23 protein-coding genes are annotated in these 23,810 nt (G+C 65.1%); 13 read left to right on the forward strand and 10 right to left on the reverse strand.

Going from position 1 to position 23,810, the window contains the following annotated elements; genetic code table 11:
* Positions 1-18: 18 nt before the first annotated feature.
* Positions 19-2,343, reverse strand: a complete 2,325-nt coding sequence (locus tag F4036_03390; protein ID MYK36784.1) for a TonB-dependent receptor — start codon at positions 2,341-2,343, stop codon at positions 19-21.
* A gap of 140 nt (positions 2,344-2,483) precedes the next feature.
* Here F4036_03390 and F4036_03395 point away from each other — a divergent pair, with 140 nt between their 5' ends.
* From F4036_03395 to F4036_03405, 3 genes are read left to right on the forward strand one after another with little or no spacing between them, the layout of a single operon-like run.
* Positions 2,484-3,575 carry a helix-turn-helix transcriptional regulator gene (locus F4036_03395; protein MYK36785.1) on the forward strand — a complete coding sequence of 364 codons (1,092 nt, stop codon included), beginning with the start codon at positions 2,484-2,486 and terminating at the stop codon, positions 3,573-3,575.
* 13 nt (positions 3,576-3,588) lie between these two features.
* Entirely contained in the window at positions 3,589-4,440 is an 852-nt protein-coding gene (locus tag F4036_03400; protein ID MYK36786.1) for an alpha/beta hydrolase, read from the forward strand.
* Between the two features lie 50 nt (positions 4,441-4,490).
* A complete protein-coding gene (locus tag F4036_03405) occupies positions 4,491-5,435 on the forward strand; it encodes a formylglycine-generating enzyme family protein (protein MYK36787.1) in 945 nt (314 codons plus the stop codon).
* 16 nt (positions 5,436-5,451) lie between these two features.
* Here F4036_03405 and F4036_03410 read toward each other — a convergent pair whose 3' ends face one another.
* Entirely contained in the window at positions 5,452-6,015 is a 564-nt protein-coding gene (locus tag F4036_03410; GenBank protein MYK36788.1) for a VOC family protein, read from the reverse strand.
* A 32-nt stretch (positions 6,016-6,047) separates the two neighbouring features.
* On the reverse strand, positions 6,048-7,058 hold the full coding sequence (locus F4036_03415) for a fatty acid desaturase (protein MYK36789.1): 1,011 nt from the start codon (positions 7,056-7,058) through the stop codon (positions 6,048-6,050).
* Between F4036_03415 and F4036_03420 the strand changes: the two genes are divergently transcribed.
* Complete coding sequence (locus F4036_03420) at positions 6,909-8,069, forward strand: formylglycine-generating enzyme family protein (protein MYK36790.1); 1,161 nt, start codon at positions 6,909-6,911, stop codon at positions 8,067-8,069. The genes F4036_03415 and F4036_03420 overlap by 150 nt on opposite strands.
* An 18-nt stretch (positions 8,070-8,087) precedes the next feature.
* On the opposite strand, the gene F4036_03425 is transcribed toward F4036_03420, so the two are convergent.
* The 3 genes from F4036_03425 to F4036_03435 all read right to left on the reverse strand — a co-directional run bounded on the left by F4036_03425 (position 8,088) and on the right by F4036_03435 (position 9,223).
* Complete coding sequence (locus F4036_03425; protein MYK36791.1) at positions 8,088-8,501, reverse strand: type II toxin-antitoxin system VapC family toxin; 414 nt, start codon at positions 8,499-8,501, stop codon at positions 8,088-8,090.
* Positions 8,501-8,749, reverse strand: coding sequence for an AbrB/MazE/SpoVT family DNA-binding domain-containing protein (locus F4036_03430; protein MYK36792.1), 249 nt, complete (start codon positions 8,747-8,749; stop codon positions 8,501-8,503). The genes F4036_03425 and F4036_03430 overlap by 1 nt, the downstream gene beginning before the upstream one ends.
* A 108-nt stretch (positions 8,750-8,857) precedes the next feature.
* Positions 8,858-9,223, reverse strand: a complete 366-nt coding sequence (locus F4036_03435; protein ID MYK36793.1) for a DUF1428 domain-containing protein — start codon at positions 9,221-9,223, stop codon at positions 8,858-8,860.
* Positions 9,224-9,350: 127 nt separating this feature from the next.
* On the opposite strand from F4036_03435, the gene F4036_03440 reads away from it, so the two are divergent.
* A complete protein-coding gene (locus F4036_03440) occupies positions 9,351-9,605 on the forward strand; it encodes a type II toxin-antitoxin system Phd/YefM family antitoxin (GenBank protein MYK36794.1) in 255 nt (84 codons plus the stop codon).
* Positions 9,605-10,018, forward strand: a complete 414-nt coding sequence (locus F4036_03445) for a type II toxin-antitoxin system VapC family toxin (GenBank protein ID MYK36795.1) — start codon at positions 9,605-9,607, stop codon at positions 10,016-10,018. Before F4036_03440 ends, F4036_03445 begins: the two co-directional genes overlap by 1 nt.
* A 41-nt stretch (positions 10,019-10,059) precedes the next feature.
* On the opposite strand, the gene F4036_03450 is transcribed toward F4036_03445, so the two are convergent.
* Positions 10,060-10,902, reverse strand: coding sequence for a hypothetical protein (locus F4036_03450; protein MYK36796.1), 843 nt, complete (start codon positions 10,900-10,902; stop codon positions 10,060-10,062).
* A 3-nt stretch (positions 10,903-10,905) separates the two neighbouring features.
* A complete protein-coding gene (locus F4036_03455) occupies positions 10,906-12,309 on the reverse strand; it encodes an aminopeptidase P family protein (protein MYK36797.1) in 1,404 nt (467 codons plus the stop codon).
* A gap of 74 nt (positions 12,310-12,383) precedes the next feature.
* On the opposite strand from F4036_03455, the gene F4036_03460 reads away from it, so the two are divergent.
* Complete coding sequence (locus F4036_03460; GenBank protein ID MYK36798.1) at positions 12,384-13,613, forward strand: multidrug effflux MFS transporter; 1,230 nt, start codon at positions 12,384-12,386, stop codon at positions 13,611-13,613.
* Here F4036_03460 and F4036_03465 read toward each other — a convergent pair.
* A complete protein-coding gene (locus tag F4036_03465; protein MYK36799.1) occupies positions 13,608-15,128 on the reverse strand; it encodes an NAD(P)/FAD-dependent oxidoreductase in 1,521 nt (506 codons plus the stop codon). The two genes, F4036_03460 and F4036_03465, sit on opposite strands and share 6 nt — an antisense overlap.
* Between F4036_03465 and F4036_03470 the strand changes: the two genes are divergently transcribed.
* The 6 genes from F4036_03470 (at position 15,105) to F4036_03495 (ending at position 22,573) form a co-directional block, all read left to right on the forward strand.
* Entirely contained in the window at positions 15,105-16,067 is a 963-nt protein-coding gene (locus F4036_03470; protein MYK36800.1) for a DUF1838 domain-containing protein, read from the forward strand. The genes F4036_03465 and F4036_03470 overlap by 24 nt on opposite strands.
* Before the next feature lie 9 nt (positions 16,068-16,076).
* On the forward strand, positions 16,077-16,949 hold the full coding sequence (locus F4036_03475) for a DUF1838 domain-containing protein (protein MYK36801.1): 873 nt from the start codon (positions 16,077-16,079) through the stop codon (positions 16,947-16,949).
* Positions 16,946-18,442 (forward strand): MFS transporter, encoded by a 1,497-nt coding sequence (locus F4036_03480; GenBank protein ID MYK36802.1) that lies wholly within the window; start codon positions 16,946-16,948, stop codon positions 18,440-18,442. The genes F4036_03475 and F4036_03480 overlap by 4 nt, the downstream gene beginning before the upstream one ends.
* Before the next feature lie 37 nt (positions 18,443-18,479).
* Positions 18,480-20,549 carry a hypothetical protein gene (locus F4036_03485; GenBank protein MYK36803.1) on the forward strand — a complete coding sequence of 690 codons (2,070 nt, stop codon included), beginning with the start codon at positions 18,480-18,482 and terminating at the stop codon, positions 20,547-20,549.
* A gap of 96 nt (positions 20,550-20,645) precedes the next feature.
* A complete protein-coding gene (locus F4036_03490; protein MYK36804.1) occupies positions 20,646-22,127 on the forward strand; it encodes an FAD-dependent oxidoreductase in 1,482 nt (493 codons plus the stop codon).
* Positions 22,124-22,573, forward strand: coding sequence for a c-type cytochrome (locus F4036_03495; GenBank protein MYK36805.1), 450 nt, complete (start codon positions 22,124-22,126; stop codon positions 22,571-22,573). Before F4036_03490 ends, F4036_03495 begins: the two co-directional genes overlap by 4 nt.
* Here the strand turns inward: F4036_03495 and F4036_03500 are convergent.
* Positions 22,570-23,805, reverse strand: coding sequence for an MFS transporter (locus F4036_03500; GenBank protein MYK36806.1), 1,236 nt, complete (start codon positions 23,803-23,805; stop codon positions 22,570-22,572). The genes F4036_03495 and F4036_03500 overlap by 4 nt on opposite strands.
* Positions 23,806-23,810: the final 5 nt, after the last annotated feature.

The following is a 23,810-nucleotide window of genomic DNA, read 5'->3' on the forward strand; positions in this document are numbered from 1 at the left end:
TCGCGGCCTTGCGGCGCTTCAGTCAAAGCGCCACAAAAGCCGAATATCGTACAGGCGAGGCATGCCCATGAAGGCCGTTTCCACGCCGGAAAACTCCGCGGTATTGAAGCTCTGCGCGGCGCGCGCCCTGTCCGTCAGGTTGGTGCCGCCCAGACGCACTTCCCAGCGCTCGTCGTCGCCCGAAACTGACACGAAAGCGTTGATGTAGGTCGCCGCGGCGACGGCGAGGTTCGGGGAGTCCGTCGATTCATTGGCGTGGCCGCCCTTGTAGGCGATATCGACGTGCACCGTCGCCGCGACGTTCGGGGTGAGCTGGTCCGACCAGGTCATGCCCAGGAAGCCGGTCCACTCGGGCGCATTCGGCAGGCGCCGATCGCTGACGTCGGTGAGCATGCCGAGAACGAGTATCTCGAATTCCTCGTATTCCGCGTTCAGATAGCCGAGCGAAGCGTCGATCGAAAGACGGTCGTTGGGCCGGTAGGACATCACGCCCTCCACGCCGTGAATCTTCGCCGACGCCGCGTTGGTGAACAGGCTGACGAACTGCCCGGTCACGGGGTCCTGGCCGAAGCCGTTCAACTGCAAGTCCTTGTAGTCGTTGTAGAAATACGCTGCCGACCAGGTGAAACGGTTGTCCGCGCCCCGGCCCTTTAAGCCCGCCTCGTAGGTCCAGACGGTCTCCGGGTCGAACGGCTTGAACTCGCTGCTGGCAAACGTCCGCCCCGGGAAACCGCCGCTCTTGAAGCCGCGCGAAATGGACCCGTAGACCGTGAGGCCGTCGTTCGGCTGGTACGAAAGCACCGCGCGCGGGGTGACCGCGCTCCAGTCCTGCTCGTCCTGCAGGTTCTCGCCGGGAAACCCGGCGCCGGCCAGAAACGGCGGCCGATCCAGGCTCAAGGAGAGCGTCGGGTCAAAGAAGAATTCGCCGCGCCGGGTGACCTCTTTCTCGTCGTTGGTGTAGCGCGCGCCGATCTCGAAGCTGGTCGTATCCGTAATGGGAAAGGTGATGTCGGCAAACACGGCCATCGAGCTCGTACGCTGGTCGCTTTCGCCGTATCCGCCGGATGGGACGCCGACACTGATGATCGGGAAATAGAACCCGAGGAACTGGAACGATGCCGACGCGTCGTCGAATCCCGCCAGCACGACGTCGTCGTCATTGAACAGGTATACGCCGCCCGTGAACGACAGGCCGCTGTCGCGCTCCAGCGCGAACCGCAGCTCCGTGGAAAACTGGTCGTCGTCTTCATAAACGGGAATGTCGAGCACCGGAAATGGCGTGCTGTCGGCATCCAGGATGAAATCCCAGGAGAGCTTGCGGTAGGCGGTGATGCTTTCCAGGTACCAGTCGTCGCTGAACTGCCACTTGATCTTGAACGAGGCGCCGTGCGTCGTCAGGTCGGCAAAGGTGTTCGCCGTGCCTTCCACGACATAGGGCGAACCGAACGCTTCCTCCGTCGGCAGGTAGGTCCTCGGGGTGAACGGAGCGCCTACCGGGTCCTCGAACAGCGTGAGCGGGGTTTTCCGGATCGGTGTAAGCGAGCGGTCCGGACGCTCGAATTTCCCTTCGACGCGCAGTGAGAAACTCAGGCTGTCGCTCGCCTCGAAATCCAGTCCGGACCGGAACGACAGCGTGTCGGTGTCGCCGTCGGTGCCGCCGAGCACCGCGTTCTCGGAATGCCCGTCGCGCTGTATGCCGGAGACGGCGATCTTGCCTTTCCAACGGCCGTCGCCGCTCAACGGTCCGCTTATGCGGCCGTTGTAGATCCTCGTGGCGAGATTGCCGGCGCCGACCTCCGCGAACGCTTCAACTTGGTCGGACGGCGCGCGGGTGATCAGCTTGACGGCGCCCCCGGGGGAGTTTCGCCCGTACAGCGTTCCCTGCGGTCCGCGCAGGACCTCGACGCGCTCGATGTCAAACAGTTCCACGAAGGCGGCCTGGGTGCGCGCGACGTAGACGTCATCGATATAGACGCCCACGCCCGGCTCGACAAACGGCAGGGAGTCATTCTGGCCGATGCCGCGCAGATAGACCGCGGCATTCGAGGAATCGCTTCTCTGAAAGTGAAAATTCGGGACCGCGTACTGCACCTGGCGCATGTCGGTCGCCTGCAGGTCGCGAAGCTGGCGCTCGCTGAAGGCCGAAACCGAACCGGGCACGCTCCACAGCGACTCCTCCCTGCGCCGCGCCGTGACGATGATCTCGTCGATTACGTTGGCCTGCCTGTCGCTGGCCGCCTCCTGGGCGAGAGCGGTACTGCTGAAGTCGAAAAATGCCAGGACTGCGACAACGCTTGCGAGGGCAACGGGCCGGATTCGGCGAACTGTCTTGTTGGGCCACATGGTGCGATTACTCCATTTGTAGCTGTATATACAGCGAATCGAATATTCCCCAATCCGTATTTGACGATTGCCCGAGGCGGGCCGCAATGACAAAGCAGGACATCTGAGAGGGACAATTGTGGCCACCGGCGTGGTACTGTATGGACATGCCGAATAACAGCCCTCCCGTGCGTTCGGCGAACGGTCCGGGCATTCCGTTCGTGGACGATTCCCTGTTCGAACCGCTGTCGAGAGCGGCCTCGACCAGCGGCATCGACCTGGCCGCCGTGCTGCGGGAAATTCGGCGCCGGCCGCCCGGCGGGAACGGCGAACCGGAGCCCGTCCTGGTCTCCGACTACTTCCGGCTCCTCGGGAAACTGGCCAACCTGACCAGCGACGAGACGGTGCTGATGTCGAAGCGGCCGCTGTTGCCGGGCGCGTTCCATTTCGTGATGTCGCAGGCGGCCGGCTCGAAACGCTTCGACGGCATGCTGCGCAAGATTGCGAACGGCTTCAACCTGTTGCACGGCCGCGTCTACAACCACGTGATGACGCAGGGCGACAAGCTGATCTACGCCGTCGACAACAAGGACTTTCCCACCCCGTTCGAGTTGACAGCCCGCCAGTTGCACAGTTTTCTCGAGTGCATCGTGATCCTCATGCACACGCTATACGGCATTTGCGCGGGCGCCGAAATCGATTCCTACCTGTTGAAGGTCACGACCAAACGGCGCCTGGGAAAATCGCGCGAACACGCGGGCAACCGGCTCAACCAGCTCGCCTACTGGGGCGTCCCGATCGCCTACGGAAGCAGGAATTACGCGCTGATCTACGACTACTCCGTCGCCGCCCTGCCGGTGAAGCTGCGGCCTGCCGACCTGCCCCGGCCGAACGCGATCTTCGGAGAAGTGGCCCGGCTGATCGAGAGCAATCTCAGGGTTTCGCCCGCGAACGTGCCGATCGTGGACCGGGTCGTCGACCTGATCCTGACGCAGACCGTGTCCGCCAATGAGCTGGCAATGCAGCTCAACCTCAGCGCCAGGACCTTGCGGCGCCGCCTGGCGGAGTCGAACACGTCGTTTCAGGAAGTCAGGCGCATGGCCCTGAACGCGCGCGCAAAGCGATTGTTGTCCCAGGATCTCCTCGCCGGCGAAGTCGCCGAAGAGCTCGACTATTCGGACGAGCGGAGCTTTCGGCGCGCGTTCATCCGCTGGAACCGGGTCTCGCCTTCGAAGTGGCGCGCCGGATCATGAGGTTGTCGGGTTCATGAACGGGCATTTCTACGAGAGCCGTTGCGGTCTGAAGTTCTTTTATCGCGACTCTCCCGCCTCAACTGACTCTGGGCTGGCGCCGGTGGTGTGCCTGCACGGTCTCACCCGCAACAGCGAGGACTTCGTGGAACTCGCCGGGCACCTCAGGCCTTCCCGGCGCGTCCTGGCCCTCGACTTCCGGGGAAGGGGCCGTTCCGATTTCGACCCGGACTACCGCAACTACTTTCCGACCACGTATGCGAACGATGTCGTCGAGTGGCTGGACCACCAGGGAATCGAGTCGGCGGTCTTCTGCGGTACCTCGCTGGGCGGCATCGTGACGATGGTCCTGGCCGAGCAGGCGCCGGAGCTGTTCGCGGGCGCCATCATCAACGACATCGGTCCGGAAGTCTCGATGGTCGGCATTCTGAGGATCGCCCAGTACGTCGGCAAGCTGAAGCCGGCGGAGAACTGGGACGACGCGATCGCCAACACGAAAATCATGTTCGAAGTCGCCTTTCCCGACGCCGATGCCGCCACCTGGGACCTGATTGCCGGGCGCACCTACCGCATCGGCGCCGACGGCAAGCCGGTCCTGAAATCCGATCCCAATATCGGCAAGGCGTTCCAGGAGCTCGGCGGCTCGCCCGCGGACCCCTGGGGCCTGTTCGAGAAACTCGGGAAGTTCCCCCTGCTCGCCCTGCGCGGCGAGACCTCGGACCTGTTGGCTCCCGAGACGCTCGTCGAAATGGCGGAGCGGGTCCCGCCCCTGGTCACCTGCACAGTCGCCAACCGCGGCCACGCACCCTGGCTCAACGAGCCCGACGCTTTGGCCGCCATCGATTCCTTCCTGGCGTCGGTTCCCTAGCAGAAATACGGCAAAATCCAACTTCCGGAATAGAGCGGTTGGGGTACTCAATGGAGGTAAACATGCGATTCACAGGCGCGTTTCTTGCGGTGGCTATGTGTTTTTCGGCAGCGCAGGCAGGCGCTCAGGACGTCGGCGAGGCGTTTCAGGACTGCGACCACTGCCCCGAAATGATGGTCATTCCATCGGGGACGGCTGTGCTCGGCTCGGAGCCCTGGGACCAGGACCGCAAGGGAAACGAAGGCTTCACTCGCGAGGTCAGCATCGTGTACAAGCTGGCCGTTTCGAAATACGAGACCACGCGGGCGCAGTTCCGCACCTTCGTCGAAGCAACGGGTTACCAAACCACCTACCAGGAGCCCCGCGTGGGCTGCAACACGTGGACCCATGACCGCGTGATCGGCTACGTCCTCGATCACAACTGGGACACGCCCGGCCACGACCAGCGCGAAGATCATCCGGCAATCTGCCTGAGCGTCGAAGATGCGGCCGCCTATGTCGCCTGGCTTGCGGAAGCTACGGGCAGACCGTACCGGATGCTGTCTTCAACGGAGTTCGAGTACGCCACGCGCGCCGGCACGCGTGGGCCGTGGTTCTGGGGCACGACGAACAGCGACGCCTGCGAATACGCGAACGTGGCGGACGATACATTTCGCCGGCTGTACGACTACGCGCCGGTTTTCGCTTGCGACGACGGCTACGAGCGGACCGCGCCCGTCGGCTCGTTCAAGCCCAATCCCTGGGGGCTGTACGACATGCTGGGAAATGCCTGGGAGTGGACGGAAGACTGCACCCATGACGACATGACGGGCGTGCCCACCGATGGCCGTGCGTGGCTCGAGGAAGACGACGGCCGGTGCGAGTGGCGCGTGCCGAGGGGCGGAGCATGGGTCTCCGGCACCGACTGGGTGCGCGCCGCCGCCCAATCCAACGACCACTACTACTACCACAGCCAGCTGATCGGCTTTCGCGTGGCCCTGACGCTGGAAGACTAGCCGGCGGGATCGGCGTTCAGGGGCTCTGCGCGCCCTCCAGTTCGTACAGGACGATGAGGTTGCCGTCCCAATCGTGGAACCCCGTTTCGATTCCAACCTCCTGATCGACCGTAATTAGCGTTTTCTCGCGCAGCATGCTCAGGTCCAGGCCGGGCAAGGCGGCCCGGATCGCGTCCAGCCGGCCATTCGCGTTGATCACCACGGCGCCCCGGCGGATGCGGTCCTGCTCGTCCGGCAGCAGCCCGGGCACTTCGTAGATCCCCAGCGTGCGCGACTGCTCCGACCCTGCGTTCAGCGTCGCGAACCGCGTGGGGGCCGTGTTGGGAACATTGAAAAGGTCGTAAGACAATGAATCGGAGTCCGGCGTATTCTCGGTATCGATCTCCATCCCGAACAGATCGATCCAGAGCGTGTACGCCCGCTCCAGGTCCGAAACCACGATATTGCCGCGCCTGAAAAGAACGCCGTCATACACCGCCTCGCTTGGAGGCCCAGCGCCATCAGCGTCCTGATTCTCGATGGCGTCGGGCGAGCACGCGGCCAACAACAGGACCAGGGTGCCGAAAGTTGCGCTTCGCATTATGGTCCGCCCCGCGCTGGGGCACCTTCTTGCTAGTTCGTCGCCGCCATCGCCCGCAGGCTCCGGAACGAGACCAGCTTGCGCTGCCGGTCGTCCCATAGCGCCAGGGGCACGCACTTGAAGCTCTCCCACATCGTCAGGCGGTTGACTTGGCGCAGTTCGGGGATGTCCTTCAGGCACTCGTAGAGGCGGTAACTGGGAATGCGGCTTCTCAGATGATGAACGTGGTGGATGCCGATGTTGGCGGTGAGCCAGCGCAGCGGCGCGGGCAGGTCGTAGAACGAACTGCCCTCCAGCGCCTGTCGGCGGAAATCCCACTCTTCCTGGCCGTCCCATTCCGTTTCCTGGAACTGGTGCTGCACGTAGAACAGCCACACGCCGATCGTGCCGGCGAACAAGACCGTCGCGAGATGCACGACGACAAAGGTTAGCGCGCCCACGACCAGCGACGCGGCAATGGCGATGGCGAGGATCGCGGCATTGGTGCTCATTACGCTGATCCAACCGTCCTTGAGGTCGCGGATCAGTTCAAGCGGCATGCGGTGTTTCAGGACGAAGATGTAGGTAGGGCCAAGTCCGAACAGCACGGCCGGGTGCCGGTAGACGCGATAGAGAAACTGCCGCCACGGCGTCAGGCTCCGGTATTCGCTGACCGTGAGCGTGGAGATGTCGCCCGTGCCGCGCATGTCCAGGTTTCCCGACGTGGCGTGATGGCCGTCGTGCAGCCGGCGCCAGTAGGCATACGGCGTCCAGCAAAGTACCCCGATGACGCGGCCCACCCGGTTGTTCCACTTGCGGGTACGGAAGAACGAGCCGTGGCCGCAGTCGTGCTGGATCATGAACAGGCGCACCAGGAAAACGCCCGACGGTATGGAGAGAAGCGCAAACAGCCAATGCACGTAAGCGACGCCGATCAACGCCCCCAGCCAGCAACTCAGGAACAGGAACCCGGAAACGGAGAGTTCCCACAGCGCGCGGCCCAGCTTTGCACGGCAATACTTGGACAGCCTGCCGGCCAATTGCGAGAGTTCCTGCCCACCCATCGGGGAAAATGCTATCGTGCCGGACTTGGTGTTGTAAAGGTGCAGGAAATTTTGAAGGTTTTTCTTCTGCTATTGATCGCTGTTGCAATGGCGCCGGAATCGGGCGCCGGGCAGACGGATCTTGCGGAGCCGGGCGCCACGTTCAGGGACTGCGAGGACTGTCCGGAGATGGTCGTCGTTCCGCCGGGGCGCTTTCTCATGGGGTCGCCGGACTCCGAGGCCGGCAGGATGGCGCACGAGGGCCCGCAAAGGCAGGTGACCATTTCGAAACCGATGGCGGTGTCGCGATTCGAAGTCACCGTCGGCCAGTACGCGAGATTCGTCGATGAGACGGGGCATGATTCGGGAGATGCCTGCGTGGTCTGGGCCGGCGTCGACGGGGGAAGCGTAGTTCAGGGGAAGAACTGGCAGGACCCGAATTTTCCGCAGGCTGACGACCACCCGGTGGTCTGTATTTCCTGGAACGACGCCAGGGCCTATATCGAATGGCTGGGCCGCACCACCGGCAAGCCGTACCGGTTCCTTTCCGAGTCAGAGTGGGAATACATGGCCCGCGCCGGAACCACGACGCGCTATTCCTTCGGGGACAGCGAGGAAGGGATTTGCGGCTACGCGAACGTTCCGGACCTGTCCGCCGAGCCGGTTACCCAGGGGTCGAACTGGCAATACGTGAACTGCGACGACGGCTATGGCGTGCAGTCCGCTCCGGTCGGGTCCTATGCGCCCAACGCATTCGGGCTGCATGACGTGCACGGGAACGTCTGGGAATGGACCGAAGACTGCTATCACGACAGCTTCGTTGGAGCGCCGAGCGACGGCGCGCCGCGGCTGTCGGATGAGTGCGCGACCCGCGTGGTAAAAGGCGGCAGCCTGAGCGCGCCCGCTTATCTCAGCCGTTCCGCGGTCCGCTTTTTCGGCGCTCTGGAATTTCTGCCCGAAAGCGACAAACTGCTGCTGGGCGAATTCCGCAATTTCAATCTGGGACTGCGGGTCGCCAGGAACCTGGACTGAAACAGTTGCGCTTAGCCGTCATGCCGAACGCCGGGGCGTAACCGACCAGTCTTCGCATTCGAGTCCCTTCACGCGCTGGAATTCCCGGCTGTTGGCCGTTACCAGCACCATTTTGCGGGCGCGGGCCTGTCCCGCAATCAGCAGGTCATACGGGCCTATCGGGCGCCCCGCCGCTTCAAGTTCACTTCGGATGGCGCCGGCCGTCCGGGCGTCGGACGCGTCGAAGGAGACAACCTCGAAACCGATTCGATCCAGCAACTCCAGGTTTTGATTCGCGTGCCTGCTCTTCCAGGCGCCGTAGTAGAGCTCGTACGCGACCGGTGCCGGCAGGCCGACTTCCTCCGGCTTATGGCGGCGCAGCCTTGCGAGAAGCGGTGGTGAAGAGTTGTTGAGGAGTGCGATGCAGGCATTGGTGTCAAGCAGATAGCGCATCACTCGAAAGCACCCTCGAGTTCCGGCTGATCGGGGAGTTCGGGTTGATCGCGCCCCGCAGCGAAGAAGTCGCTTGAGAACTTGCCGGCGATTTCATCCAGCCACTCCCAATCGGACACCAAAGGCTCGAGTATTACCGCGGAGCCCTGCCTGCGGATCCGCACTGCATCGCCGTTCATGCGAAATTCCTTGGGCAGCCGCACGGCCTGGGAGCGCCCGGACCAGAAAATTTTGGCGGTGTCGGACATCGGGAAGTTCCTTCAGCCAGTGATATATATCAGTGGTATATATCACCAGGCGGCGGCAAACGCAAGTCCAGAATCACCCGCATACGCCGGAAATCAGTCGCTCCCGGCTCAAATCTCGTAGATCGACTCGAATCCGCCGAAGATCATCCGCATGCCGTCGAACGGGACAGGGTTCTTCTCCATGTCGAACCGGGGGTCGGTCTTTGCAAGGTCGTGCATTCGCTCCATAGCCTCGTCGCGGGTGGCCTTGTCGGGCCACTCGACCCAGGAAAAGGCGACCGTTTCGTCGTCTTTCGCTTTGACCGCCTTGCGGAAGTCCGTGTGCTTGCCGTCGGGCACGTCGTCGCCCCAGCATTCGACCACGCGGGTGGCGCCGAGCTCCAGGAAAAGGCCGTCGATGCCGCGCGCGTGGTCGAGGAACGCCTGCTTGTTGGCAGCCGGAACCGCCATCACGAAACCGTCGATATAACCCATGCCGCTACTCCTGGTGCGTTATTACTCCCATGCTAAACCCGTCACGCAACGTTTCGCTGCCGTAAAGGCTTGACTCTATCTGTCTAGATGAATAAGCTAGCCAGATTAGACGGATGGAGAAATCCTCATGGTCAAGTGGCCGCTTCAAGACGCCAAGAATCGGTTTAGCGCCGTTGTTGACGCCGCGCTTTCCGGCGATCCGCAGCAGGTAACCCGGCGCGGCAAACCGGCGGTCGTAGTGCTTGCCGTGGACGAGTACGAGCGCCTGTGCCATATGGAAAAGGCGGCCGCGCCCAGCTTTGCCGACCTGCTGCTCGCGATACCTCAGGACGGCGAGGAGTTTGATCGCCTTCGTTTACCTGCCAGATCGCTCAATTTCTGATGTTTCTGATCGACACGGATGTCCTCTCAGCATTGCGCAGGCGGGAGCGCCACCCGCGGACCGCTCGCTGGATGTCGAGGCAAAGAGCGGGGGATTTGTATTTGAGCGTTGTGTCTATCGGCGAAATCGAACGGGGGATCATTCGTCAAGAGCGCTCAAACCCGGACTTCGCGCAGTCGCTTGCTCTGTGGCTGGACAGTGTCATCAAGCTGTACGGCGAACAGATTCTGGGTGTGAATCTGGCCACCGCGCGGAGATGGGGTCAACTATCCGCCAGGATTGGCAACGACAGTGTCGATCTGCTCGTCGCCGCCACAGCCCTTGAACATGGGCTGTCCGTCGTAACGTGCAACGTGCGTCACTTTAAGCCGACAGGCGTCAGCGTGATCGATCCGTCCGCGGAGGCTGACTAGACCCACACCACCCCGGTTGCTCGCCTGTCTGGCGCGATAGTTCAGTCGCCGGGCGCTTGGGAGGAGGCTGCGGCGAGTCGGGCCAGGCCGGCGTGGAGGGCGGCGTATTCTTCCGGAGCGGAAGCTGCCATTACGATTTCAGCGGCGTCGCGGGCGGCGTACTGTTCGGGCGCTGCGCTTGAGAGGCTTGCGTTTGCATCGGTCAGGGCGGCGTTCTTGAGCGGGGCGGCAGCCGCCAGTGCGGAGGTCGCGGTTTCGAGTGCGGCCCTGTCTGCCTCATCGTCCGAGGCCGCTGAAGCCGCGTAGGCAGCGGTGTAGGCCGAGTATTCTTCCGGTGCTGCCGCGGCGAGCGCCACTTCGGCCATATTGGCTTCCGCTGCCTCCTCAGGCGCTGCAGCGGAAAGCGCGATCAGGTCTCGCGTGTAGGCAATGAATTCGGCCGGCGCCCTGGTGGAGAGGGCTTGCTCGGCTGCCGCCGTCGCCTCGATTTCAGCCGGGGCGATGGCCCGCAGGCTCTCGGCTACGGCCATGAGCGCAGCGAGTTCTTCCGGCGCCGCTTCGGAAAGGGCCGCCATCGCGGATTCCAGGTCCGCACCGTTTTCGGCGCCATCATCACCGGCCGGTGCCGTGGCCGCGATTGCGGCAGCGGCAGCAACGGCGAGCGTTTCTTCGGGCGCCATCGCCCCAAGCGCAACCTCGCCGGCAACCAGGGATTCAACAAGGGAGCGTTCTGAAGGACCCGACCAATCGGCGGCAGACGATTCCGGGGCACCGGACGCGGCTGCGTCGTCGGTAACGTCTTCGGACTCCTGGGGCGCATCGCCGCACGAGGACAGCATCGTGGCCGCAATGGCAATGGCGGCATATCGGATCAGTTTGTTCATAAGCTATACCTGCACGACATTCGTGCCGATGGTGTTGATGGGTTCGGCGCCGTCTTCGGTGATCAGCATGAGATCCTCGAGATGCGACGAGCCGCCCATGCCGGTGGCGCCCATGGGGCAGTCCACGCTAAGGACCATGCGCGGCTCGAGCACGATGTCCTCGCGCGGCGGCGATCCCATCGTGCCCACGTGGTCGGTGTGGTAGAGGCCCACCGAGTGCGGGCTGAACGAAATGGAGAAGTCGGCGCCCATCTTGCGCAGCGCCTCCTGGCCCATACTTCGCACTTCCGAGAACTTCACGCCGGGCTTGAGGTTCTCGCGCACGTGGTCCCAGGACCGGGCCGTGAGTTCGGACACCTTCCGCATACTCTTCACCGGCTCGCCTATGTAGATCGCTCGGGCGAAGTCGCCGTGATAGCCCATGTATTCGCTCACGCAGTCGATGGAGAAGCACTGGCCGTCGCGCAGCGTGGCCGAGTAGGTGGGCGAGCTGACGCGGTCGATCACCATGAACACGCCGCGCATGCCGCGTGCGGCGGCAGCGGCGAAGAACGTGGCGCGCAGTTCGCGCACGTCGGCGCCGGCGCGCACGGTGGAGGCCGCCTGCAACGCGGCTTCGGCGTTGGCCTGGGCAGCGTAGCGCATGAGCTGGATCTCGACGTCGGACTTGACCGGGCGGATGCGCCTTAGCGCATCGTCGGCGCTGACGACGGTGGCGTCGGGCGCCGCCTCCGTGACGTTGCGGATCACCGGCTGCACGTCGGCGGCGACGCGCCCGCCGGCCACGCCGGTTTCTTTCAAGGCGTTGGCCAGCGCGTACTTGAGGTTCGGCCGGGCGGCTTCGGAACGCACGGCGCGCTCGACGATGCTGAGTCGCGTGGTCTCGATGAAATCCAGCGGCTCGTGCTCGAGGTCCGGATACAGCGGCAGTTGGTCCAGGCCCAGCTCCGCGTCTTCGGCCTCATCCGCCCCCGGGGCCGCATAGAGATACGCCGGGAAGTCAGAGTGCCGGTGGTCCATGGCGATGGTGTAGTAGTAGAGGAAGGTCGGCGCGATCAACGAAAGGCGCTGGCCCTGCTTGCGCGTGATGACTGCATAGACCCCGGGCGTATGGCCCATCCTGGGCGAGGTCAGATCGAGCCCGGTAGCGTGATAGAGGTTCCTGGCGCCCCCCAGGACGATGGCGTCTAGCCCCAGCTCGGCCATGACCTTGTCGGCCTGCTCGAAGTTCATGCGCGGCCCGAGGATCGGCGGCGGCACGGACACGCCCATGCGCAGGCGCGCCGGCTCGGCGTCGGCTTGCGCGGAAGAAACGAAGCCGGCCGCACCGGTGGCGGCCAGTCCTCCCAGAACGTGGCGGCGGTTAATCGTGGACTCATCGGGCATGGCGTTCCCCCTTGATCGCATTGGTCCCCGGTCTCGGGAAGATGCTATGGTGCGCGGCTTGGGGTTGTAAAGGCCCGTAACCCTGCGAATCCGGAATGACCCAGCCTGCCGCCACCCCTGCCCTTCGCACGGGCGAGTTCGTTCCGCTCATCGCGCTTTTGATTTCGCTGGGCGCGCTGGCGATCGACGGGATGCTGCCGGCGCTGCCGGCCATCGGCGAGGACCTCGGGGTGGTGAACCGCAACGACGTGCAGTTCGTGATCGCGGCGGTTTTCCTGGGTCTGGCCGGCGGTCAGTTTTTCTTCGGGCCGCTGTCGGACCGCGTCGGGCGCAAGCCGGCCATTCACCTGGGCCTGATCCTGTTCATGGCCGGATCGTTGATGAGCGTTTTCGCGCGCACCTTCGAGGTGATGATCGTGGGCCGGGTCCTGCAGGGCATCGGCGTGGCGGGACCCCGCGTCGTCACGATGGCGCTGGTCCGCGATCAGTATGAAGGCCGCCAGATGGCGCGGCTGATGTCCTTTGCGACGTCGCTGTTCATCCTTGCGCCCACGATCGCCCCGGCGCTGGGACAGGGGATCGAGTGGCTGGCCGGCTGGCGGGCCATATTCGCGACGTTCTTCGGCATTGCCGTGGTTGCCTTCGTCTGGTTTGCGGTACGGCAGCCGGAAACCCTGCCTGCCGCGCGCCGGCTGCCGATGTCGCTGCCGGCCATCGGCCGCGCCGCAATGGAGGTCGTGAAGATCCGGTCCGCGCTCGGCTACACCCTGGCCACCGGCCTCCTGTTCACGCCGTTTCTCGCCTACATCAGCGCCGCCCAGCAGATCTACCAGGACGTCTATGACACGGGCGCGCTGTTTCCCTTCTACTTCGGCTCGCTGGCGCTCGTCATCGCCTGCATGTCGTTCGTGAACGGGCGGCTGGTGCTGAAGTACGGGATGCGCCGGCTCTCCAGGACGGCCATCATCGCCTTCACGATTGCAGCGGCGGTGGCGTGGGCGCTCACCGTCGCGCTGGACGGCGTGCCGCCCTTCTGGCTGTTCATGACATACCAGTTGTGCGTTTTCGTCTGGGCGGGCCTGCTGTTCGGCAATCTAAGCGCGCTCGCGATGAGACCGCTAGGCCACATCGCCGGCATTGGCGCCACCGTGGTCACCTCGTTGCCCACGATGGTGTCGATGCCGTTCGGGGCCTTCGTGGCCTACAGATTCGACGGAACGCTCAATTCGCTGACGGCGGCGTACGCGCTGTGCGGAGCGGCGACCTTCGCCGCGATGCGCTGGGCCGAGGGCGGCCGCAGCCCGCAACCGGGCCGGGCTCTATAGTTCCAGCAGTGCGCCGATCGCGGCGCGCTCGGCGGATTCCATGGCGGCTTCCATGCCGCGGTTGGACATGGCGGTGTGCTCGCCGCAAAAGCGCACCCGGCCGTGCGCCTCGGAGAAGGCCGGCAGGTAGGCGTGGATCTGTCCGGGGCGCCACTCGGTCCAGGCGCCGCCGGCATGCGGGTCCATGGTCCAGCTCTTGTAGCCGACGGCCTTGAGCTTGCCGCGCGCCGCGGGCCGGAGGCGCTCGTATTCGCTCACCACGAGGGCGCGCGCGGCGGACTCGCCGAGACGGTCCAGCCTTTGGGCGTTGAAGCCGCGAACGCGGGCGATCAGCCCGGTGATTTCGGGGCTGTCGGCCGACTGGCGCAGCGCTCGCACATCGCCCAGCGGCGTGTCGGTCCACATGGCGGGGTCCAGGCCGTCGTCTTCCCAGAAGGGCTGCGCGGCTTGCAGGACGATCTTGGTGATCATCATCGAGGGCAGCGTTTTCGTGGCGCGCGCGAGCACCGGCGGAAGGCCCGGGTCGAAGCCGACCCATCTGAGCGGGGCGACCGGCAGCGTGCAGATCGCCTGGCGCGCCAGGTGGCGCTCGCCGTTGTCGGTCAGGACTTCGACTCCCGCGCGGTCCTGCGCGATCCCGGCGACACGCCGTTCCAGCAGCACGTCGCCCGGCAACGCGGCCGCCATGGCCTCGGGAAGCCGCTGATTGCCGCCGTCGACCTTTGCGAACAGCCTGCCCAGTTGCCGCTGCACTTCGTTCCAGGCGACGCGGAAATACCAGGTCAATATCGAACAGTCGTGGGCGGATGTGCCGCGGCCGATGTTGGTTTCGTAGTTCTGCGCGATCGTGGCGTCGCTCCAGCCCACCGATTTCAGGAACTCGTAAACCGACTCGTCCAGCGCGGCGCTTTCCGGCAGCAGCCACTCGTCGTGGCCGGTCAGGGGATTATTGGCCGTGACGACCTTCTCGAAGAATCGCCGGCCGGGAAACTCGCTCTTCGAACCGGCCGGCAGCAGGTTCAGCGGGTGCTCCGGCCACGCGGCGCGCGGAATGATCTCGCCGTTCAGCGCGATTTCCGGTTTCGACAGGCCGCTTTTCGACGAATGGTCGATCAGGCGCAGGCCCAGCCCCTGGGCAGTAGCCTGCACGCGCGCATACCCGCCGAGAATGCTGTCGCCGCCCGCTTCCGGCGCTCCCGGCAGATCGTAGAAGCTCTCCAGGCGCCCGCCCAGGCGGTCCTGCGCCTCCAGCACGGTGACGCTGGCGCCCTCTTCGGCCAGCAGCGAGGCCGCGTAGAGGCCGGAGAGCCCGGCGCCGATCACGACAACGTCCGACTGCGTAGTGGCGCGCACGGCGTTGGGCCAGCCGATCGCCGGCGCAACCGCGGTCGCGCCCAGACCCTTGAGCGCGTCTCGCCGGCTGATGCGTCGCGTCATGGAGTCAAAGTGTACGCCCGGGGCTGAAAGGTGTCCCGTAAACTTGAGCGCCCTATGAACGCGGAATGTTTGATGCATCGAAGGCAACTGCTTGGCATGCTGGGCGGCAGCGCCGTGCTCGCGGCCGGCTGGGGCGCGGATTCGGATGCCTACGAGGCCGCCCGGGCGGGAGGGCGTCTCGCCCTCCACGAGGACGGGACGTCCTCGCTCCCAGGGGAGGCCGCGCTCGATCTCGACGACCCCGGATCGCGCGTACGGGCTTTCGTCAAGACCAGCGGGCGGCTGGACGCCGGGCGGGTGATCTGGGCCACGCGCGCCGAGGTCTATGCCTTTCTGCCGCCCGACCGGCTCGTGCCGGCCGTGCGGGTCAAGGGCTGCGAGCAGCAGTGGATCCGGCCGCTATCGGATACGGAATTCCTGAGCTTCGACAGCCTGGTCAGCTACTACTGCGATTTCGAAAGCGACCAGGTGATGCGCGAGTTCGACAACCCTTTCACGGGCGTGCGCAACGCGGTCAGGCCGAACATCAGCCGCATGACCGAGGGACGGGAGATTTCGCCGCGCGGCGTGGTCTATCGCGTCATGCGCAGGGCCTACCCGGAGTTCTACGCGGAGTCGGATTTCGACGTAGTGATCCGGCAGGTCGGCGATACCGTGTCGTTCCAGGGCGAGAACCGGTGGCCGGACGAGTTCATTCGCCCGCCGGCGGGATCGAAGCTCAGCATGTTCGCGCGCAGCGCCGACCTGGCCGACCCGGACCGCAGCACCGTGCCGGCCAACTTCGCCGGCCACGTCCTGATGCCCTTTTTCCCTTGGATGGAGATGGCGGACCGTCCCGGCCACCTGCTGTGGCACGTGCAGGGTTATAAGATCACGTCCCTTGAGGACCTTGACGAGGACTACCTTGCCGCCGCGCACGCCGACCTGGGCGACCGATTCGAACAGTCGCCCGAATTCGACAGCGAGCCTTCGCGGTTCGCGCAGCGGCTCAAGGCGATGGGGCGTTTGCCGGATTAGAGGGGATGTATGAACAAATTTGACACTACTTCGATGAATCGGCGCGGGCTGCTGGGCGCGGCCGGGCTGGGGCTGTTGCCGGGAATCGCGGGGTTCCTGCCGGAGACGGGTTTCGCGGAAGACCACGAGGATTCGCCGGACCTCAAGGACCCGTGGATGCTGGACCCGCAGAAGACCTTCCATAACTTCCTGCGCTCCATGGGCGACCTTTCGGGGCGGATCTCGCCGCAGTGGTGGCGGGGCGCCTACCTGGCCATCTACGAAGACCGCGATCCCGAACTGCTGTTCCGCCTGGAAGGCTGCGAGATGAAGCGCATCGTCGATCTCGGCGGCGGCGAATACCAGTTCCAGTACCGGATCTTCACGCTGTTCAAGGACCCGACAAGCAACGAAGTAATGAGCGGCAAGCCTTGGCGCAACCCGATCACGGGCGAGGAAATTACCGTCGAACCCAATATCTCCGGCGCCCAGCGGATCGTGTTCCACGATGAACGCGGCATCGTCGAAAGGGACGAGAACTCGGGGTTCGAGGCGGTCATCCATCTGCTCTGGACCGCCCAGGGCGACTACGCGATGCACAACGGCTACAAGGACCGTCCCGAAGGGCGGCCGATCCCGATGAAGGAGTTCGCGACCGGCTTTCTGAGCCGGACGGCGGCGGCCGATTTCGCCGCGCCGCGCCTCGAGACCCGGTTCAATTCCACCTTCGTCGCGCCGTTTCAGCGCTGGATGCAGATGCCGGCGGATGCGGGCATTGCCGTCTGGCACGCGTCGGGGCACAAGGCGCGCGACGTCGAGAGCCTGCCGCCGGAGTACCTGGAGCAATTGCATCACTACCGACCCGAAATGAAGGAGTGGATCGGCGAGGACGGCAAGGCGTGAGCGCACCCGGCGTTCCCGGCCCTTCCGGGGCCAACCAGCTTGAGCTGAAGACGCCGCTGCACACGATGGCGGCCTTCGGGGTCGGCAACATCCCCGACAGCATCAAGAACTGGTCCTGGAACGCCTTCGTCCTGTTTCTCTATGCCCAGGTGCATGGACTTTCGGGCACCCTGACGGGCATCGCAATTCTGATTGCGCTCATCGTCGATGCCGTATCCGATCCTTACGTGGGCTTTCTGTCCGACCGCGCCCAGGGCTGGAAGTACGGACGCCGGCACACCCTGATGATGTTTGCCGTCGTGCCTTTCGGGTTTTGCTTCTACGCGCTGTTCGTGCCGCCGGAAGGGCTCGGTCAGAGCGGACTGTTCCTGTGGCTGTTGCTCTTCGCCGTTCTCAACCGGCTGTTCATTACCTTGTTTCATGTGCCGTACAAGGCCGTCGGCGCCGAGCTCAGTCGCGATATAACCATGCGTCCGAGAATCAAGGCTTTCGGCACCGTCGGGATGCAGGGAGCCCGCATCGGCCTGCCGCTGCTGGCCTTCGGCTACTTCTTCCTGGAAAGCGCTACCTATTCGCGGGGACAACTGGACCCGGCCAACTACCCGCCCTTCGCCGCCGCATTCGCCACGGTCGCAGTCATTGCGATGGTGATCAACATCGCCGGAACGCTCAAACCCGTCGTGGGGATCGAACGGCTGGAGCCGCCGAGGCCGAAGCCGCGCATCGGGCCCGTCGCGGCCCTCAAGGCCGTCATCTCGGCCATGACCGTGACGCCGAATGTGCGCCGTTCGCTATTGCTGGCCATCGTGGTGTTCTTCGCCATCAGTTCCATCTCGGTGCTGCGGGTGCACCTGATCACCTATCTGTGGCAAACGCCCGCCGACCTGACCGGGTGGCTGGCCTCGGCCCAGGCCATCGGCGCCGCCACCGGGGCGATCGTCCTGCCGTTCGCGGTCAAGACGCTGGACCGCAAGCGTTGTATTGCGGTGGGCATGTCCGGATACACCGGCCTGACGGCGCTGGCGGTGCTGCTGCCGGTATTCGGAGTGCTGCCGCCGCCGGCGTCCCGGGAACTGGCCTTTGCGCTCATCGGCATGTTCATGGCGGCGGGCGTATTGCTGGGCGTATACCTTGTGGCCATCGCATCGCTGGGCTCCGATGTGGCCGACGAGCACGAAGTCAACACCGGCAAGCGCCAGCAGGCGCTGATCAGCGGGTTCGGGAGTTTCGCCATCAAGACCGCCGGCGCGGTCATGGTGTTGTTGACCGGAATTTACCTCGATATCATCGGCTTTCCGGCGGGCGCGCCGGTGGGCTCGGTCCCCTGGGAAAAAGTGGAAGCGCTGGCGTATTTCTCCGCCGGATTCTGCGTTCTGGGGTGCTTCCTGGTGCTGTGGGTGGCATCGAAGTTCGACGTATCACTGGAAAAGCAGCGGGAAATCAACCGGCGGCTGCAGGCCATGCTGAAAGCCGAAGGCACCAGTACGGCATGAACCGGCAAGCCGGCATGAATCAATCGGGAGTGCAAGCATGTTGATCATTTCTCAAAGGGCCTGGAACGCCACGGACACGGAGGCGCTCGCCGCATACGTGGAAAGCGCGATGAAACTGGTGCGCCGACGCCAGCTCGACCCGAAGGCGGAGCCGCTGTTGCTGCTGCCGCAGGCGGTTCCGGCGGACGACGCGCCCGAACGGGACACGCTGCTCGCCGCGCTGGGCGACATCGCCGCCTCCGAGAAAGTGATGCTTGCCGGCGCCGCCGGCGTGGCGGGCGGGGACGGCGTTGCGACCGTCGGCTTCCTGCTCTCGGCCGAGGGCGAGCCGCTGCTCACGGCGCCCAAGATTTCTCCGGACCTGGTGACCGGGTTCGGCGCGGATGCGACCGCCGCCACCGGGCAGCCCGCCGAATTCAAGGTTGCGAGCACCGGCATCGGCCAGGTGGGCATACTGCCGGGCGAGGACGTGCTGTTCGCGCACTATGCGCGCGCGCTTACCTGGGCCGGCGCCGAGGTCATCCTCAACCCGGTGGCCGAGGTCGGCGATCACCTGTTCGAGTCGCGCCGCAACGCCCGCCGGGCCCGCGCCTGGGAAAACACATCGTACGTGGCCGTCGCCGGGGCCGTGGGCGGAACGCCGAACGGGCCGGCCTGCTCCAGCCTGATCGACTTCGCCGGCGCGACCACGCACGCCGCCGGGGAGGCGGACGTGCTGCTGCCCGACCTCGATATCGAGCGGCTGAGGCGCCGGCGCAACGACATCTTCGCCGTGCAGCCGCTGCATCTCAGGGCCAACCTCTATGCCGACGGCTACAAGCGGCTGAGCGACAGGCGTCCCGAACCGCTTCCGAGCACTCCCCGCGGCCGCGAAGCATGGATTGCCGAGTGCGAGCGGAGGCTGGCGCAGAACCCCGCCCCCTCGCGCACCGACCGCATCGAGCAATACGACGTGATCCTCACGCAGACCGTCGGCAAGATCATCAAGCGGGAACACGACGCGGACGATCTCAGGCGCGACAATACGCAGCGGGCGCTGCGGCTGGCCGAGCGGCTGGCGTCGAACCCGAGCATCAAGCTGGCCGTGTTTCCCGAGTTCTTCATGCACGGCCAGGGCGGACACGGCTTTCGCTCGCCGATCACGCTGCAGCGCCTGGCCATCCGCTATCCGGGCCCGGAAATGGAACTGCTGCAGGATTTCGCTCTCAAGCACAAGATCTTCATTGCCGGGTCCACGTTCGAAATCGACGACCGGCTTCCCGGGCACGTGTTCAACTCGGCCTTCATCCTCGATGACACCGGCAATCTGATTCATCGCTACCGCAAGATCCAGTGCGCCGACGTGTGGGGCTCGCTTCCCGACACCACGCCGAGCAGCGTCTACGACCGCTACCTGGACATATTCGGTTACGACTTCCTTTTCCCGGTGGCCGATACGCGCATCGGCAGGCTGGCGACGATGGTCTGCTTCGACCAGGCCCATCCGGAAATCGCGCGCATGCTCACGAAGTACGGGGCCGAAGTGATCCTCCATCCCACGTCCGAGGGGCACGGCAGCCAGCGGTCCGGCTGGGACGCCGCGCGCATGACGCGCGCGTTCGAGAACACCGCCTACGTGCTCTCTCCGATGCCCGGGTCGGAGTTCTTCCATCACGGCAACGGCGAGTTCCCGACCAGCCAGATGCGCGGGCACTCGAAGGCCGTCAACTTCGACGGCACGATCCAGGGCGTTGCGGACGGGCCGGGAGGTTGCATACTCACCGCTACCGTTGACCTGAAGGCTCTGCAAAGGGCCCGCGCCAACGCTCTGACGAACCTGCCGCTGTGGGACGACCCCGAGGTCTATGCTCATATCTACGCGGGCGAGGTCGGACTGCCCAACAACCTCTGGGGACCCGATCCGCTGGAGAACCCGTATATCGGGTTTGGCCCGCTGAAGGAGCGCCTCGAAAGCTTCTATGCGCGGGGCGTGTTCGTGCGGCCCAGCGGCGTCGATCCGGACGCGCCGGTCACCTCAAGCCGCGTCTACGGGCCGGCCCTCAAACCCAGGGAGTCCACGCGGCTCGCGGACCAGGAACGGCTGGAAGGCGAATCGATACAGGTCTAGGCACAATGCCTCCGGCCCGAGCACGCTACCCTGGGAACGAAGGCGTCTCGCCTTCGAGGAGGGCGGGACGCCCTCCTTCCCAATAGGGGCTGAGGCGTGAAGCGCAGGCAGGTACTGAAGGGAGCGCTCTCGCTTTCGGCGCTGTCGCTCTCGTACCCGCTGCTGCGGCCGGTAAAGGGGCTTGCGGCGGAAAAGACCTCGGTGGTCGTGATCGGCGGCGGGCTGAGCGGCCTGAACTGCGCGCTGCTGCTGTCCGAATTCGGACTCGACGTGATCGTGCTCGAGGGCTCGCAACGCGTCGGCGGACGGGCCTACACCGCCGACGGCGTGGAGACGCGCCCCGAATACGGCGCCAGCCAGATCGGCCGGTCTTATGCCCGCGCGCTCGACCTCTGCTCGCGCCTGGACCTGGAGCTGATACCCCAGGACCGCTTCATCATGCCGATGTCCAACTGCGTGGGCGGAACCTGGGTGCGGTCCGGGGACTGGGCCGACTCGCCGGTCAACAAACTGGCGGACGACGAGCGCGAGATACCGCCGTCGCTGGTGGGCATGACGCTGCTCGGCCGGCTGAACCCGCTGAAGGAGCTGGACGACTGGCTTTCGCCCGAGTTCTTCTCCTACGACGTCTCGATTCTCGAGCTGCTCCAGAAGAGCGGCGCCTCGCCCGAGGCTCTCCGGCTCGCGGGCTATTACCTGGACCTGCGCTCGACTTCCAGCCTCGCGATCATGCAGGAGCGCACCCGCACCGTGTTCGACGCGAACTTCGGAAGGTCGCAGTCGGAGAGCAAGGAAACCGCATTCGGCTTGGGTGGAACCAACGAGGAGGACGAGGAGATTCCGGCCATCCGCAACATCGCCGGCGGCACTTCAAGACTGCCCGAAGCCATGGCCGCTGCGCTCGGCGACCGGGTCCGGCTGGGCAAGATCGCTGCGGCCATCGACATGTCCGGATCGGGCGCCGAGGTCCGCTGCCTGGACGGCAGCCGCTACCGGGCCGATTTCGTGGTGTCCGCGGTTCCGTTCTCGACGCTGCGCAATATTTCGGTATCGCCGGGTTTCTCCGGGCGCCAGGCCGAAGCGGTGCTTGAGCTGGGCTACCGCGGCACGACACGCGCGTACGGCCTAGTAGAGGAACCGTACTGGGAAGAGGATGGCCTGGAGCCGTCGTTCTGGACCGACGGCACGGTGCAGACGATGTGGGTCATGGAGAAGCGGCCGGGAGAGGACCGGCACCGGTTCATCCTGACCTTCACCGGAATGACCTCGGCGCGAATCGACCAGTTGCCGAACGACCAGGCCCTGGCCCTGATCGAATCCGAAATCGCCCGCGTCCGGCCGGCCGCGGCGGGCAAATTCCGCTTCATGGCTCTGTACGGCTGGCGCAAGCACCCCCTGATCCAGGGCTGCCGCCACATGTTCGCGCCCGGCCAGATCGCCCGCTTCGCGCGGGAAATGATCGTGCCGCACCAGAGGCTACACTTCGCCGGCGAACACACCAGGCGGATGGAATTCGGGATGGAATCGGCGCTGGAAAGCGGCGAGCGCGCGGCGGTCGAAATCCTTCAGCGGGCATGAATACAGCAATGAGAAAAAACACGTTTGGCGCGAGCGTCCTGTGCGCGGCCCTGTTCCTCGGATTCGCAGTCCTTCCTTCCACGTTCGCGGCCGACGATGCGGCGCCGGCCGGGGAGGCCGTAACGGCCGAGCCGCCTGACCCCCGGCTGGTCGCGCGCGGCAAGCGGCTCTACGTGTTCTGCCAGGCCTGCCACGCAACCGAGGAGGTCCAGGGCAGCAAGATCGGGCCGAACCTGGCCGGCATCATGGACCGGCAGGTAGCCATCCTCGAGGATACGCTGTATTCCGATGCACTGAAGCAGCAGGATTTTGTCTGGGATGACGAAAAAATGGACATCTGGCTGCTGCGTCCCGCCGACCTGGTCCCAGGCACCTCCATGGGCTTCGTGGGCCTGCCTCAAAAACAGAACCGCGAGGCCATCATCGCCTACCTCAAAACGCTTTAGCTTGAAGTAGCAGCCGGCGCGCCTTCCGTAGCGGCGATATTCAGCCGGTAGGTGACGGCGAGCGCGAGCAGCAGGCTGGCGCCGGCTGCGATCAGCGCTACCGCGGGACTGGTGCCGCGCGCCACCGCGCCCCAGATCAGCCCGCCGCCGGCCAGGCTGGCGGTCCCCAGCGTGTAGATGAACGACAGGCCGCGCCCGCGAATGGCCGGATCGAGCTGCATCTGGGCGGCGACCATGATGCTGTTCAGGCAAAACAGCCAGCCCGCGCCGATGCAGGCCAGAAGCGGCCCGGCCAGCAGCGGCCGGTCAACCAGGCCGTACACCATGATGCAGGCCGCGCTCACCAGGAGGGCGCCGTTGAGCCTGTTGTTGAGCCGCCGGTAGCCCAGCCTCGCGATAACCAGCACGCCCAGCAGCGAGCCCGCGCCGAAGCAGCCGTACATGATCCCGTAGGTCTCGCTGTTGTCGAAACGCACGGCCATCAGGGCGGGAATGGCCGCGGCGCAGGCGAAGAAGGTGGACAGCCGGATGAGCACGTTGCGCTTCCAGGGCGTCAGCGCGGCGAACAGCACACCCTCCTTTATGGCGGCAAGGAACCCCTCCGGCTTCGCCCCGCGATCGACTTGCTCCGGGTGATAGCGCATGAACAGGAACAGGAGAACGATCAGGGCCATGATGGCCGTGTTCAGCGCGAGGACGGCGGCCACGCCCAGACCGGCGATGATCGCTCCCGCGAGCGCCGGGCCCACCAGGCGGGATCCGTTCTGGGCCACATTGTTGAGACTGACCGCCGCGGGAATCTGGTTCGTTTGCACCATTTCGGGTATCAGCGCCGCGATCGCGGGCATGCGCATCGACAGCCCAATGGAAATCAGGGGCATGCAGATCAGCAGGGACAGCGGCGTTATCCGTCCGGTCCAGGTCAGCCAAAGCAACACGCCCATGCTGGCGGCAAGCCAGGCGTGGGTCCACATCATCCCGCGGCGCCGGTCCGAGAGGTCGGCGATCACTCCGGCGGGAATGACCAGGAACATGATCGGAAGCTGCAGCGCGGTATATACGGCCGCAACGGCCAGGGGATCGGCGTCGGTCATGACCCGCATCTGCCAGGCGCAGGCGACCTCCGTCATCCAGAACGCGGTCAGCGACAGCGTGTTGGCCACCCAGAGCATCGAGAACCCCGGATTGCTCAGGGGCGACAGCATGCCGGGCGTCCGGGTCGAGTCATTCACGGCGC

The sequence above is a fragment of the Gammaproteobacteria bacterium genome (assembly GCA_009845905.1).
Taxonomy (GTDB): Bacteria; Pseudomonadota; Gammaproteobacteria; order Steroidobacterales; family Foliamicaceae; genus Foliamicus.

Coding starts and splice junctions, on each gene's coding strand:
- F4036_03435 (MYK36793.1), bottom strand. CDS start 9,223: ATGGGTTATATCGACGGTTTCGTGATGGCGGTTCCGGCTGCCAACAAG.
- F4036_03415 (MYK36789.1), bottom strand. CDS start 7,058: ATGGGTGGGCAGGAACTCTCGCAATTGGCCGGCAGGCTGTCCAAGTAT.
- F4036_03405 (MYK36787.1), top strand. CDS start 4,491: ATGGAGGTAAACATGCGATTCACAGGCGCGTTTCTTGCGGTGGCTATG.
- F4036_03425 (MYK36791.1), bottom strand. CDS start 8,501: ATGCGCTATCTGCTTGACACCAATGCCTGCATCGCACTCCTCAACAAC.
- F4036_03455 (MYK36797.1), bottom strand. CDS start 12,309: ATGCGATCAAGGGGGAACGCCATGCCCGATGAGTCCACGATTAACCGC.
- F4036_03485 (MYK36803.1), top strand. CDS start 18,480: ATGTTGATCATTTCTCAAAGGGCCTGGAACGCCACGGACACGGAGGCG.
- F4036_03390 (MYK36784.1), bottom strand. CDS start 2,343: ATGTGGCCCAACAAGACAGTTCGCCGAATCCGGCCCGTTGCCCTCGCA.
- F4036_03450 (MYK36796.1), bottom strand. CDS start 10,902: ATGAACAAACTGATCCGATATGCCGCCATTGCCATTGCGGCCACGATG.
- F4036_03460 (MYK36798.1), top strand. CDS start 12,384: ATGACCCAGCCTGCCGCCACCCCTGCCCTTCGCACGGGCGAGTTCGTT.
- F4036_03440 (MYK36794.1), top strand. CDS start 9,351: ATGGTCAAGTGGCCGCTTCAAGACGCCAAGAATCGGTTTAGCGCCGTT.
- F4036_03475 (MYK36801.1), top strand. CDS start 16,077: ATGAACAAATTTGACACTACTTCGATGAATCGGCGCGGGCTGCTGGGC.
- F4036_03465 (MYK36799.1), bottom strand. CDS start 15,128: ATGCATCAAACATTCCGCGTTCATAGGGCGCTCAAGTTTACGGGACAC.
- F4036_03495 (MYK36805.1), top strand. CDS start 22,124: ATGAATACAGCAATGAGAAAAAACACGTTTGGCGCGAGCGTCCTGTGC.
- F4036_03430 (MYK36792.1), bottom strand. CDS start 8,749: ATGTCCGACACCGCCAAAATTTTCTGGTCCGGGCGCTCCCAGGCCGTG.
- F4036_03445 (MYK36795.1), top strand. CDS start 9,605: ATGTTTCTGATCGACACGGATGTCCTCTCAGCATTGCGCAGGCGGGAG.
- F4036_03410 (MYK36788.1), bottom strand. CDS start 6,015: ATGCGAAGCGCAACTTTCGGCACCCTGGTCCTGTTGTTGGCCGCGTGC.
- F4036_03395 (MYK36785.1), top strand. CDS start 2,484: ATGGACATGCCGAATAACAGCCCTCCCGTGCGTTCGGCGAACGGTCCG.
- F4036_03420 (MYK36790.1), top strand. CDS start 6,909: ATGCACGTAAGCGACGCCGATCAACGCCCCCAGCCAGCAACTCAGGAA.
- F4036_03470 (MYK36800.1), top strand. CDS start 15,105: ATGAACGCGGAATGTTTGATGCATCGAAGGCAACTGCTTGGCATGCTG.
- F4036_03400 (MYK36786.1), top strand. CDS start 3,589: ATGAACGGGCATTTCTACGAGAGCCGTTGCGGTCTGAAGTTCTTTTAT.